The 13,298-nt window shown below is 44.2% G+C and carries 16 protein-coding genes; 15 read left to right on the forward strand and 1 reads right to left on the reverse strand.

The genetic code is table 11. From position 1 onward, the window contains the following. Window positions 1-30: 30 nt before the first annotated feature. The 7 genes from ACYQ1O_RS16295 to ACYQ1O_RS16325 all read left to right on the forward strand — a co-directional run bounded on the left by ACYQ1O_RS16295 (window position 31) and on the right by ACYQ1O_RS16325 (window position 6,169). Complete coding sequence (locus ACYQ1O_RS16295; RefSeq protein WP_459993269.1) at window positions 31-504, forward strand: hypothetical protein; 474 nt, start codon at window positions 31-33, stop codon at window positions 502-504. A 154-nt stretch (window positions 505-658) separates the two neighbouring features. Then, a complete protein-coding gene (locus tag ACYQ1O_RS16300) occupies window positions 659-1,024 on the forward strand; it encodes a DUF6876 family protein (protein WP_459993271.1) in 366 nt (121 codons plus the stop codon). Between the two features lie 13 nt (window positions 1,025-1,037). Beyond that, window positions 1,038-1,334 (forward strand): hypothetical protein, encoded by a 297-nt coding sequence (locus ACYQ1O_RS16305; protein WP_459993272.1) that lies wholly within the window; start codon window positions 1,038-1,040, stop codon window positions 1,332-1,334. A gap of 631 nt (window positions 1,335-1,965) precedes the next feature. After that, window positions 1,966-3,573, forward strand: coding sequence for an ATP-binding protein (locus ACYQ1O_RS16310; protein ID WP_459993274.1), 1,608 nt, complete (start codon window positions 1,966-1,968; stop codon window positions 3,571-3,573). Between the two features lie 138 nt (window positions 3,574-3,711). Further along, a complete protein-coding gene (locus tag ACYQ1O_RS16315; protein ID WP_459993275.1) occupies window positions 3,712-4,545 on the forward strand; it encodes a hypothetical protein in 834 nt (277 codons plus the stop codon). 314 nt (window positions 4,546-4,859) lie between these two features. After that, window positions 4,860-5,090, forward strand: a complete 231-nt coding sequence (locus ACYQ1O_RS16320) for a hypothetical protein (RefSeq protein WP_459993276.1) — start codon at window positions 4,860-4,862, stop codon at window positions 5,088-5,090. Next, entirely contained in the window at window positions 5,087-6,169 is a 1,083-nt protein-coding gene (locus tag ACYQ1O_RS16325) for a DUF7146 domain-containing protein (RefSeq protein ID WP_459993277.1), read from the forward strand. Before ACYQ1O_RS16320 ends, ACYQ1O_RS16325 begins: the two co-directional genes overlap by 4 nt. 173 nt (window positions 6,170-6,342) lie before the next feature. Here the strand turns inward: ACYQ1O_RS16325 and ACYQ1O_RS16330 are convergent, their stop codons facing one another. Then, entirely contained in the window at window positions 6,343-6,996 is a 654-nt protein-coding gene (locus ACYQ1O_RS16330; RefSeq protein WP_459993279.1) for an XRE family transcriptional regulator, read from the reverse strand. 205 nt (window positions 6,997-7,201) lie between these two features. Between ACYQ1O_RS16330 and ACYQ1O_RS16335 the strand changes: the two genes are divergently transcribed. The 8 genes from ACYQ1O_RS16335 to traL all read left to right on the forward strand — a co-directional run bounded on the left by ACYQ1O_RS16335 (window position 7,202) and on the right by traL (window position 13,298). Continuing rightward, entirely contained in the window at window positions 7,202-7,498 is a 297-nt protein-coding gene (locus tag ACYQ1O_RS16335; protein ID WP_459993280.1) for a flagellar transcriptional regulator FlhD, read from the forward strand. After that, window positions 7,476-8,033, forward strand: a complete 558-nt coding sequence (locus ACYQ1O_RS16340) for a FlhC family transcriptional regulator (protein ID WP_459993281.1) — start codon at window positions 7,476-7,478, stop codon at window positions 8,031-8,033. Before ACYQ1O_RS16335 ends, ACYQ1O_RS16340 begins: the two co-directional genes overlap by 23 nt. 62 nt (window positions 8,034-8,095) lie before the next feature. Further along, window positions 8,096-8,371 carry a WGR domain-containing protein gene (locus tag ACYQ1O_RS16345; RefSeq protein ID WP_459993282.1) on the forward strand — a complete coding sequence of 92 codons (276 nt, stop codon included), beginning with the start codon at window positions 8,096-8,098 and terminating at the stop codon, window positions 8,369-8,371. A 117-nt stretch (window positions 8,372-8,488) separates the two neighbouring features. Continuing rightward, complete coding sequence (gene traA / locus ACYQ1O_RS16350) at window positions 8,489-8,878, forward strand: TraA family conjugative transfer protein (protein WP_459993283.1); 390 nt, start codon at window positions 8,489-8,491, stop codon at window positions 8,876-8,878. A gap of 152 nt (window positions 8,879-9,030) precedes the next feature. Next, entirely contained in the window at window positions 9,031-11,748 is a 2,718-nt protein-coding gene (locus ACYQ1O_RS16355; RefSeq protein WP_459993284.1) for a beta strand repeat-containing protein, read from the forward strand. A 113-nt stretch (window positions 11,749-11,861) separates the two neighbouring features. Continuing rightward, window positions 11,862-12,407, forward strand: coding sequence for a transglycosylase SLT domain-containing protein (locus ACYQ1O_RS16360; RefSeq protein WP_459993287.1), 546 nt, complete (start codon window positions 11,862-11,864; stop codon window positions 12,405-12,407). Continuing rightward, the gene (locus tag ACYQ1O_RS16365; protein WP_459993288.1) at window positions 12,391-13,014 is read left to right on the forward strand and encodes an OmpA family protein; all 624 of its coding nucleotides are present in this window, start codon (window positions 12,391-12,393) and stop codon (window positions 13,012-13,014) included. Before ACYQ1O_RS16360 ends, ACYQ1O_RS16365 begins: the two co-directional genes overlap by 17 nt. A gap of 2 nt (window positions 13,015-13,016) precedes the next feature. Beyond that, window positions 13,017-13,298: a type IV conjugative transfer system protein TraL gene (gene traL / locus ACYQ1O_RS16370; protein ID WP_459993290.1), complete on the forward strand. Its 282-nt coding sequence runs from the start codon at window positions 13,017-13,019 to the stop codon at window positions 13,296-13,298.

Consider the following 13,298-nt stretch of genomic DNA (forward strand, 5'->3'; position numbering starts at 1 on the left):
TGCCCCTAAAACGAATAGAGGTAATAACTCATGTCAGAACAATCAAAATTCATCGTCACTTACGAGATCAATTACGTCCATCGTGTCCAAGTAGGCGTTATAGCCACCAATAAGGATACGGCAATACTTTCAGCAAAACAGGCATTTGATCATGGCTCAATTTGGGATGACACTCAAGAAATGCCATTGTTATATGACCAATATATTGAAATCGGTGACGATTCCTTAACTTTCAGCGCAGAACCTGTTGCGGATTTCCCGGAATCGGATGAGTCTGTAAACGATATTCGCCGTAAAGAGAACGCCTTCAAAGCTTGTAACTACTTACTTAAAGACATTGATTCGGAGTTGAATTTTGCTATCGAGGTTTTTGCCGGATTAGCATCAGTTCAACCTAACACTGGATTGTCCGATTTTGAGTGTAGACACTGTGGTCGTGTCTATGATGATGCTTGCGAATGCCTTTCAGATAATTGTCCGTCACGCGAATTACCACTCAGTTAAGGGATTTGCTCTCCTTAAACTTCCGTTTACTGGCTGCACGGCAATCAATTTCTGACAGCCAAATTGAAAATGACAACTCTACCATCCTGCAAGGAACAACATGTCCTTGACGGATGCTGTGTTTCTTGTGGGGTTCAATATCTCGGAGAAACACATGCAAACAACACACACAACTGAAACGCTACAAGTAGCTCTAGCCCAATACATAGGAACTGAAAATTGGTACCATCATCCAGTATTGAAAAACCTTCTTTATACCGATGGTGCCCAATTTTTCTTTTCCGAAACAGAAAGCTATTGGTTGCTTGACCTGATTGCCTTCGAATATTTTTCCTTATTGGAAAATGAGCCGTTTTTGTCCATTGTCGTCGAATCCGAATCACAGCAATGCAAAATCTGTGTTGATGATGGTAACGGCAAAGAACTGGCAACTAAACAGATTCCTTTCACCACATTAATTTCCGGTGTCTGGAAATTCTATTTGACTGACAGTGTAATATTGCTGCCATCTGAATATTGACTGGAATTACGCTATGTCGACAAATCAAAATTTGTGCTTGGCAACGGTTAGCGGCACACTCGGAAAATTCAAGTTTGACGTTATCACTGGAATGGTTGTTGGGTGTTTTTATCCAGTTGACGACCCGCCTGAAAAGATTGATGTGGATGAATATGCAAAGTCTTACCCAAACACACCCATTCAAGCGGGTCAAACCTACGATGTTCTTGATTTGGGTTATACCACTGTATCAGGAAGCTATGAAACGCCGACTTGCTATTGGCGTGCTGAACGTGACTATATGGTGATGCACGGGGAACTGCCGTATTAAGATAAAAGTGTCCAATCATTGGACACTTTTAATCAATCTCCCATAACCTAACAATATATATCATTAGCTCAATAGCTAAACAATTACTTACTCTCTAGGGGGAAACAAATCTCCCTATGGGTATTGTTTTCCCTATCAATTTCACACAATATAAGGAAAACTAACATGAATGCAATCACAGAAATTATCTCTGAGGACATTAAAATGGCACAGCAATCCAATCACGGTCATACCGAAGGTATTCCTATGTCCGAAAAGGATAGTCCAACGGCTTTTTCCTAAAAAAAACCTGATAAAAGATACATTCATTTGTGTCTTTTATCTTAATATTTTGATGACAATTGGTTATACTCTTGTCATCTTTCCAGAATGCACAGTTTGTTTATTGCGGAAAGATGAATTTTTGTGGCTTCCTTTGGAACCCGAAAAACGTGCCAGTTCAGCACTTTAAATAACGAATAAACATTGCTACATTGAAACAAAGCAGTTTTTACTGTGATTTGAAAACAACGCGGCTTGCCGCAATCTGAAAACAACACGGCCTTGCCCGTAACTTAAAACCAACCCTCCAGGGAACCATTTCCCCGGTAGGGCATTTGTGTGTTCCCTGGCACTAACCGAGGATTCACAAATGCAACAAACTGTAATGTCAATTAACCCAGCTAATTTGGTTAACGCATTAAGGCTCAGTTTTACTAACAGCACTACTGTGCTGGGCGAACTGATGCAAAATTCCCGACGCGCACAAGCGACATCGGTCGAATTCACTTTTGACCATCAAATTAACACGCTCACCGTCACTGATGATGGTTGCGGCATCGAATCCATCAATAAACTGCTGACTGTTGCAGAATCTGGATGGAATGCCGATGTTATTGCCCAAGAACATCCTTTTGGTATTGGTTTTTTATCTGCCTTGTATTCCTGCCGACATATCACTGTCGTCAGCAAAAGCGGAAAACTGATGTCAGGTACGGATGAAATACTCACCTTCCAACCTGTTTCAATAGCGCCTGTCGATGATTGGGACAGAAAGACGGTTATCACGTTGCAAGACATCGGATTGGAGTTTGACCAGATCAAACGCAAGTTGATTGAACTGGCCCGTGGCTTCCCAATTCCTATCGTCTTCGATGGACAAATTCTCAGCAGATGCTGCGCCATTGATTCTTCAAGTGAATTTATCGATACAGAAATCGGTTCGGTACTTTTGATGGGACTTGATAACAAACGCAGCTGTGTCGATATTGATGTTTACCTTCAAGGTCTGCCCATTTATCGCACTAACAAGACCTATGGTGATGCCATTCCAAGGCATGTCATCCATCTCGATCCGTCCAAGTTTATGGCCAGGCTTCCTGACCGTGACAAGTTGGTGGATGAGGAAGATGTCATCAATATCACCAAAAACGTGCTCGCCAAACAGATTGAGGGCTATTACCTGAAGCTGAAAGCGACTGCCGATCCCATAGATTTTGTGGCAAGCTACCAGATGTTAAAAGATTGGAAATTGCTTCATTTGTTGAACGATGTTCCTGTCATCCCTGCTTTTGTTTTGCAAACTTTTGTTGATTATCCCAATTGCGACGAATCGGCATTCGGGCATTATTTGTTCCCGTCCACAGTGGCGTCAACATGGGACGATCTGAATACTCAGGGTGTTGTCAGTATTGATGAATGTGTTGAGAACGACGGTGCCTTGTGCCATATGTTCGCTATGCAGAAGGGTCATTATGTTTATCATGGCGAACTGCATCCTGGACATTGGATACAATCATTAGTAAAGAAATTGGAAAACCCAACGATTGAACTGATTAATGAAACCCGATCAGTATTATTCAAAGGTGATTGGGATTGGGTTCAAGTCCGTTTTTGTGATTCTTATGTAATTACAATTGGTAATGAAACTATCGAAATTCGTGGACATGCCGTTTACTTAGGTGAAGAGAATGGCGATGAGGTAGTAATGCCAAGTTTGGACAATACGCCTAGCGTGTTGACACAAACTTCTTCTTACCGTGGTGAGCATGAGGATTTTCAGCAATCGGCTTATGAATCAGACCAAGCGGAATTCCATTCATTCTGTGTTGCTAATAGGACAGACGACCCTCTTGTCGGTATACGGCAACTGTTGCCAACGCAGCTTTTGTGCCCGATATTGTATGGCAATAGTTTCCATCTTCATGTCAATGCGGATGGTAATTTGACGGTCAACAGTCTTGAAAAAATGGTTGCCTAAGGCAACTGAAAACGGCATGATTAGAAGGGTTTTTAAAAAACCTAAAGGATTGTCATAACTTTTATACCCACGCGGGAATTCATTTTCCCAGTCGGGCGCAATGTTTTTCCCGCAATAACTGCTTAGTGCTGGAGAAACATGATGTCCAAATCTTTCTTTCAAAAGAATGTTGACCGCCGCAGCCGTGCTGCTATGGCCAATTTTCTCAAATCACACTGCCGCTATGACACGATGCGTTCTTGGAATGCAATGACGTCATATGCCCAAAACATCAAGATTCATAACTTAGGCCTGTCATTTGAACAAGCCGACATAGCCTATGACATGCTTGAAACCGACTACTGGAATGAGATTCGCCAGCCTATTGATACCTTCATTAGTGAACACGGCCATTCCTATACTATTGGCACCAATGGCCGATCTTCAGGTTATCTGGTTCTTTATGAATCGCATCTTGAAGTCACTGGCCATTACAGTTATTGCCCGATGTGCGGCCAAAATAACTATAAAAAAGTGCCACCGGTTTTTGCGGACATGAACGCGCAAACCATTGCGCAAGAAATCCTTAAAAATCCAAACGCCCACCATCCGAATGTCTATCTGCAACAGTCCGCAGTCCAGGCATTGTCGATGACAGACGATGAAAAATGGACACTGGCAAACCGCCTGTCCATTGAATTGCGCAACTGTTCTTCACAAGCCAGTTGTGGAGTTTGTGGAACAACCCGCGTCAATTTTCAAGTACAGCCCAAGCGTTTGGTGGTACGAAGCAATGGCATTGATCAGGGCGAATGCTTTGACCCGGAAGATTGGACTATGTCCAGGCTTCGCGAGCGGGTTGATTTGGTGTGTGCATTTGATGCAACGTGTGATGCCATCCGCGACAACTATATTGCCTTGATTGGCAATTGCCGTGTCATTGAATCTGTGGAATATCAGCCCATCGTAGTCAAGCAGCTTGCTTGGGTTTAGGGGATTTATATGACCCGTTATTTATCCTGGCGACGCAGCTGGCCAAACACCGTTATGTTGGGTTTTGCATTGGGTTGGAGTACAGACGACAAGTCAATTTGCCTAATGCTGCATTTTTTTACGCATGTCTTAATTATTGGCCCGCATTTATCGGGCCGTTAATTTTTAACCCTTCCGGGAGAAAACTTTTCTCCTGATGGGATGTTGGTTTTCTCTCGGAACCTTCCGTCTTGCCTTCCGGGACTTCCTCAATTCTCGTTGGCACGGGCATTAAGGAAGTCCCGGTGGTCGGGGCTATAACCAGGAGAAAAACCATGATGAACAGTACACAAATCAAAGTTGGCCAAACCGTACAAGCTTTTTTTGAATCATTTGATTCCGATGCGAGCTATGAAACGTTGGGGAAAATTGTAGGTGTAAAGAGAATATCGCCTAAATCAAATTCTTTTGATGAAGCAACAATTAAGTGGGATGACGGAACAGAGTTTTCAATTAATGCCTCCTTCTTTTTTAAAACAGTCCATGTGGTTGGAGGTTTGCAATGAAGGCTTCCAATTTATCTGCGGATATCGTTAGAGGTCAAGCGACCGGGCGGTGGTTGTTTATTTTTAATGCCCTTTCGCCTGAACTTGAACTTGCAGCATCAAAACCAGGTAGGCATACACAATGCCCGGTCCACGGTGGAAAAGATGGTTTCCGGTTATTCCGTGATGCCAATCACTCTGGAGGGGGAATTTGTAACACTTGTGGTGCTAAAACGGATGGTTTTCAATTATTGATGTGGTTACGTAATTGGAGCTTTCCTGATGCTTTATCATACGTTGCGGATGTGTTGGGAATAAGTAATGACACAATCTCTCCTATTGTTATGAAGCCAGTCGTAACGCCGTCAACTACCGCAGTGGATAATGAACGGATTAGGTCTAGTCTCCGTAGAACCTGGCGGGAATCTAAACCGCTTTGGCATCCAGATGCGGAGCCTATCAGGCTTTACTTTCGCAATAGGGGGCTGGGTGATGTGACAATGGATTATCCAAATTTCCGTTTCCATCCCGCATTGCAATACCGCGATGAAAATCGCCGTTTATTGGGCTACTTTCCGGCATTGCTTGCATTGCTTGAAAATAATGAAGGGGCGGTCACAATCCACCGAACGTATCTCACGAACGATGGGTTTAAAGCCAATGTCGAATTTCCGAAGAAAATGATGACGGCACCGTCGGACAAGAAAGTCGCCGGCTCTGCCATACGTCTAGGAACACCCACTACTATTTTAGGGGTCACTGAAGGAATAGAATCGGCTTTAGCTGTAATCCAAGCAACCGGTATGGTGACGTGGCCACTGGTCAGTTCGTCGTTGATGCCTAACTTTGAACTGCCCAGTAACCTCAAAAAGTTGGTCATTTGGGCTGATTTGGATCGTCCGGCGCCTGTAACCGGCATTCAGGCCGGTTCTGAAGCGGCGGCGAAATTGGCCCACAGAGCAATGGCCCTTGGTCTGCAAGTTGAAATCCGCGCACCAAAAGGCCCTATACCGGACAATTCAAAATCGATAGATTGCTTGGATATCCTTAACAGATACGGACCGGAAGCGTTTGCACACTCTAGCCCGTATTTCAACTAGGGGGAGGCATGTATGGCAGGTGGCGACTTGACTCTTGCTTATCGGCACAACCCTTTTCGATACCCTGTCGCGGCCCAGCTCCAATTTGGGACTGGCCACGACAGGAATTTAGGTAACGCTTGTCAGTTTGATTTTGATTAAAATACTTTCATAGACGATCTAATAAGCCCGACTCACCATTTATTCAATGAAGTAATAACGCGGCCTACAATTTCAAAATCAATTTCAGTACTGGACACATCGAGCGTGTAAGGCTGAAATATTCGATTAAACCCAGAAACAAGTAACACATTACCCTGTGGCTGTAAGTTATTTACCAGCACACAATGCCCAAGCCGAAAGACAATTGCTCCGCCATTTCCAACATTCTTTCTTTGGGTATCCGCTAACACCCAATCGTTGTCCTTTATATGGGGCGACATGGCATCCCCTTGGTTAACCACGACGACCACATCCATTGATGGCAGTTGATTTTTAATAAACCAACTTCTTGGAAAATAAACCAATTCTGGTCTTTCGTTGCGATTACCTTCCTCTTTAATTACATATAACGGTATACCTATAAGTTCTTTGTTATCGATACCTAGAGCCATTAGTGGTGTAAGCGCATTTTTTTCCTCTTCTGGATTTAAGCTACCTAAGAGTACCCAGTTGATATTTACTCCGAAGTTTGACAGCTTGATCAAATACGTGGCATCAGGCACTCCTTTATTCTGTTCGTACTTATATTGCATATTTTTGCCAACACCACCTATTGAAGCAAAATCAGTTTGATTTAACTTAAAACGCATTCTTTCCGATCTAAGCCTATCTCCTAATGTGGTCATAATGAACAAGTGGCCTCAAATTTGATTACGAATTATTGACATATATATTTGTTGTATTATATTTGAGTCTATTTAATATTTGAGTGCTTATATAAGATTAATTTACTCATTTAGCATCCTTTTAATGAAAAATAAACCACAATTAATGAAATCCCATAAACAAAAAACATTCTATTAAAAAAAAACCGTATTCAAAAGGAGAATTATGCCAAAAGAACAATCATTTATTGATGACTTGTCATCAATAAACCTTATGTACTTGATGTATGCCAAAGAGCTAGCTAAAACTCATCCCACGGAAGCCATTTGGGTGCTGGGTCTTTCAGCGGACGAAGTGGAGAATATTTCCCAGTTGACACCTAACTATATGAATCAGTTGGCGAAATGTGGGCGAACTATAATGCGTATAAAAATACCTGACATTACAAATAGTGTTGTTGGTATGGGGGAACTGACAATACTCATGGGAATGGTTGAGAATGAAGAACAACAAACTGCGTGAAAGACAAGCCCAATATCATATTGCTGAAAAGATTGTGAAGCTGGGCGGTCGGGCAACCTTAATTGAGTCCTTTCTCGGTGTGAACAAGCGTTCCGCATCGATATTGTTCAAGTCCATAGCCTTACATTCTTCAAGAGGCGGTCTTTTGCCCTATGATCCAAATTGGATTGTCAAAACCCCGATCAACTGCCTGCATTCTTCGTACTTTTATAGCATCTTCCATCATATTGAAATGGGATCGCCCAAAGCGGCTGATAAAAAAATGTTGTTCATTAGTGCCTATACTATTTATAAAACTATTTTTGATGATCCATTCTTCCCCATAGAGAGGGCATGGCATGTCTATTTGCAAATTACCTGCGGCAATTATAAGTTCGTCCACTGCAAACGTTGCCAATGCCACCATCTAACCATCAGAAATTATCCGGTTTTATATCAAGTTTGCCCTGTTTGTGATGTCGATGTCGATTCCACTAACAGGAGGCGTTGGACACAAAGACGAAGAACGATTTCTCCGACTGACAAAAAACAATAAAAACACCAAGGGTTGTAGTTATTGTCGAACTTTCACAGGTTTCCTATTAGGAAGAAATGACTATGGCTGACAGTAGTGGAACAGGATCAAGTGTCTTCGCTACCTTTGTTCATCTTCAACGCAATGACCCTGTCCAGAACATGCATCGGTTCTATCGGATACATGTGACTCCGGGGATATTTCAGGATTGGGTATTGGTGCGGGAATGGGGGCGAATTGGGTCGCCAGGAATGGTCAGGAAAGATTGTTACCCTACCCGTGAAGCAACCGTAAATGCCAGTCAGACCATCGTAAGAAAAAAGCTCAAAAAAGGCTACACAGTTTTGTGCTTCGATTGAACTATACCAAAAAAGTGACACTTTTCGCGCTTATCATTTCATTGATTTTAATGAAGAATAGTCTTGCCGATGACGGCATTGTTTTAAATCTATTCAACTAAATTACGGAACGCTAAGATGAAAAATATCGCTTCAACAACTAAAATTTCTTTCCTGGACACAGTCACATTCGGCCTCCAATTGGCTTCCCAAAAAACCCAAAAATTTGTCAACAAGCACTACAAAAGCGCCTTGATCTTCATCGGCTTGTTGACTGCCTTGGTGGTTTTCCAAGAAGCGTCGTTTGCTGGTACGGACGGTGATGATTTTGCGGACATTTACACAAAACTCGAAGCCTGGTCTAAAGGCACGCTAGGCAAGGTAATTGCTTTGGGCATGTTCTTGGTTGGCCTTGCTACAGGTGTTGTCCAACAATCCATCATCGCTGTCGTTATCGGTATCTCCGGCGCATTGTCCCTCTATTACGGTCCCGCCATTATCAACTCAGTAGTTTCAGCCTTAATCTAAACCCTACTCTTTTGCTAAGTGACACCCCTTATAAAATAGCCCGTTCAATGGGCTATTTTTAAATAGGCAACAAACTGCAATTGGTCGGCAACAGGCTTTATTGAACCATCAAGGATTCTTTAATCCAGACATTAATTTTTTGCGAGCAGATTATGGCCACCTTTAACTTTTCATCATTCACGGGGACAACTAAAGTGTTCCCTAGTTTCAAACCCACAGATATCATCAATTTCAACAGCGACAACATCAATGCGGGTCAAGCCGTTTTCTCGGTGAATGCGACTGGCGATGCCGTTATGACCATATCTGGAAAGGCCATCACCTTTACCGGACTTACCATTGACAATTTAACGACCGCCAATTTTGTTTTTTCAAATGGCGGCCAGGTTTTGATTGGCGACATTAAAGACAATCCCATCAACAATAGCGTCCTATCCGATTATATCGACGGGCGTGCCGGAAACGATACTGTTTCTTACGATAGTGCCATCGCGGCCGTGACCGTAAACCTTGCCACCACGGTCGGGCAAAATACGTTGGGTGCGGGTATTGACACCTTGGTCAATATTGAAAATCTCAAAGGCTCACAATTTAATGACAACTTGACCGGTAATGCCGGGGCAAACACCCTGGACGGCGGTTTGGGCATCGATGTCTTGTCAGGCGGTGCTGGAAATGACAATTACTTGGTCGATAACCCATTGGATCAGGTCGTTGAAGCCGCCGCTGGAGGCACCGACACGGTCAGCAGCACAGTTGATTATATGCTTGCCGCCAATATTGAGAACTTGATCCTGCTAAACAACGCCACCAACGCCATTGGCAACACGTCCAACAATGTCATCACTGGCAATGCCAGGAACAATATCCTTAATGGCGGTACAGGTCAGGACACCATGATCGGTCTGGGGGGGGATGATATTTACATCGCTGACAATATCAATGACAAAGCCGACGAAACATCCGTCGGCAGTTCAGGCGTTGATACCGTGTTGGCGACGGTCAATTATACTCTCGGCAACAACGTCGAAAACCTCAAACTGGTTGGGGTCACCAACTTAAATGGCACAGGCAACATCGGTGACAATGTTATCTTTGCCAATTATGGCAACAACACGATTGATGGTGTAAGTGGCAATGACACGGTTTCCTATCAGTTTGGCAGCACCCGTGGTGTGGCTGTCAATTTGTCATTGGCAACCGCCCAAAACACATTAGGGTCAGGAACTGACACTTTGGTTAATATTGATAACCTGATCGGCAGCACCTTTAACGACACGCTCACGGGTGATGCCAATGCCAATAAAATTGACGGCGGTCTTGGCAATGATTTGATCAGCGGTGGCGGCGGTAATGACACCCTGTCCGGCGGTTTTGGTGACGACACTTACATTGTGGGATCAACAATTGGCTATACGATTGTTGAAAACGGGGGGCAAGGGACGGACACCATAAAAACGGATGTCACCTATAATTTAAGCGCCTACGCTTCGCTCGCCAACATCGAAAATCTGACGTTGACAGGCACAAACGCCGTCAATGGTACTGGCAATGCCGCCAGCAATACGCTCATCGGTAATAGCGCGTCCAATATTTTAACAGGACAAAACGGTAACGATTTCCTGGATGGTGGGACGGGGGCGGATATTTTGCTGGGCGGTGCCGGAAACGACACGTATGTCATTGATGATTTGGCAGATACGATTATTGAGAACGCATCTGAAGGCAGTGACACCATCAATGCTTCGATCACTTACACCATTTCTGCCAATGTTGAAAACCTTACCCTGACAGGTGCTGCGGCTATTAACGGTACTGGCAATGCGGATGCCAACACTATTACAGGCAATGGCGCTGATAACGTTTTGAACGGTGGTGATGGGACTGACAAATTGTTCGGTGGTTTAGGTAACGATACCTTAGATGGCGGTACCGGAATTGATGTATTGACGGGCGGCGACGGCAATGACAGCTATTACATTGACACATCATCTGATTCTGTTGTCGAAAATACCAAAATTGTCGCGGGCGTGACTGTCCAAGAAGGCACGGACACGATATTCAGTTCCGTCACTTATAAAATTGCGAACGTCAATGTTGAAAACCTGACGCTAACGGGTTCGACGAACATTAATGCTACCGGAACTGACGCCAATAATGTGGTGACCGGCAATGCCGGAAACAATATTCTGAGCGGCGCAGGCGGTAACGACACTATTAATGGTGGCGATGGCAAAGACACATTGGATGGAGGAAAAGGCGCCGACACGATGCGCGGTAATCTCGGTGACGACCTTTATATCATTGATGATGCCGGTGACCGGGCCATAGAGGCCGCCTCTGAAGGTTTTGACACCGTGCAATCCAGCGTCAGTTACACCTTGGCGGTTAATGTTGAAGCGTTGGCCTTAACCGCCACATCTGTCATCAATGGGACAGGCAATGCTGGCAACAATATGTTGACCGGCAATTCCGCAAACAACGTATTGTCCGGTTTGGATGGTGACGACGTTCTGGATGGTGGCGCAGGAACAGATAAGTTGACTGGAGGAAATGGCAATGACATTTTCAAATTTACCGCGGTAACCGACACCAAAGTTGCGGCTCCAGATATTATCACTGATTTTATCGGTGGTTCGGACAAAATTAATTTTGCTAATTTACACACAGCCGCCGTGCCTTTGGTCTTGTTAACCGACAAAGGCGCTGACTTTACCCACACCGCCGGCGAAATCAAGTTTGCCGCATCCGGTTCTATTAGTGCTGACACAACTATTAGTGTAGACCTCAATGGTGACGCTAACGCAGATTTCTCCGTTTTATTGACGGGATATTCTGCGAATCTCACTATCAGCGACTTTATCATCTAATAAAAGCCCTTCTGTCGGGTCGAACTATACCACTTTTTTGATACTTTTCGACCCGATAGAATCTCGGCTACTGGTTTAAAATAGTCAATACAGATCAAATTTAATGAAAATGTATGCGGCGATTTTTACTTTTATTAATGGTTTTCCCACTTTATGGTTACGCCGGTTCAGCCGTCCTTAAACAAAGCCTGTGGGCGAAAGCCTCACAGCTTGCCGGCGTCCACCCTAATACCTTATACGGTATAGCCTTACAAGAAACAGGGATGCGCTGGCACGACCGGACTTTTAGGCCGTGGCCTTGGACCATTTATGTCAATAAGGGTGGTGCCGGCATCAAGTCCGGCCCATACCGCTACCCTACCAAAGAAGCCGCTGTAAAAGCCCTGACTGTCATGCTTGACCAAGGTGTTACTAATATCGATGTCGGCCTCATGCAAGTCAATCTCCGCTGGAACGGCCATAGGGTCAGGGACAAAAAACTCCTGATTGACCCTAGTGTCAACATTATGGTGGCCGCTGGCATTTTAAAAGATGTCCATGTCGGTAACGGTCTGCGTCAGGCTGTTGCCCGATACCACTCCTTCAATGCCGGACGTGGCGCAGCGTATTCCACTAAAGTTAAACGTTACGAGACCATTCTCGATGAAAAATTTGAATAAAAACTTGTTTTGGTTGCTCGTGACCTCCGTCGCTATGACTGGTTGCACCAACCTATTTTTAAAATCCGATAAAAGCTGCCATTTCGTTATAGAAACCACCTATTCCCCACCGGTGGTTTCTAATCTGGATTATGCGCTAATAAAGGGTTTTCAAAATCAAGCGATCATCGAACCCGCATTTCAGCACGCATTGACTTTACCATCCCGCTTACAGCCCGTTGCGTCCATTGTAGCCACCACAAGGCCTGTCCCGTCTGAACACGAAAATGGAAACATCAACACCGTTTACTTTGCATTTGACAGCGTCACGTTGTCTGATGCCGAAACCGCAAAGTTAAACCATTTTATAGTCAAAAATGCCCCGCTTGGCATATTGCATATTAAAGTCACAGGTCACACCGATTCCTATGGAAGGACAGCTTACAACCAACGTTTATCATTGCAGAGAGCTCAGGCCGTTAGACAGTATCTTATCGCTAAAGGCGTAAAACCTTCCCTTATTTCGACGCTTCCCTTGGGGGAACATGAACCCGCAGCGACTAATTCAACCGACTCTGGCCGCGCATTAAACCGCCGCTCAGAACTTTACCCCGTCACGAGGAACTGACCATGCGCCAAATACCCAACTACTTGGACGACCCGCAGCAATTGCTGTTTTGGGAATTTGATGAATTCATTTTGCTTTCCATCATGTTTGCCATCGGCATTATGGCAGACCATTTGGGCATGTTGTTGGCCGCCGGGCTATTCCTAGTGAAAATTTATAAGAAATTTAAAGACCGGCAATCAAACGGTTTTTTGATCCATGCTTTGTATTGGAATGCTGGCATCAATGCCAAAGACAAATTCCCCACATCCATCCCTTTGCCTTTTATCAGATTCTTCCACTAA

The sequence above is a fragment of the Methylosoma difficile genome, assembly GCF_054657615.1.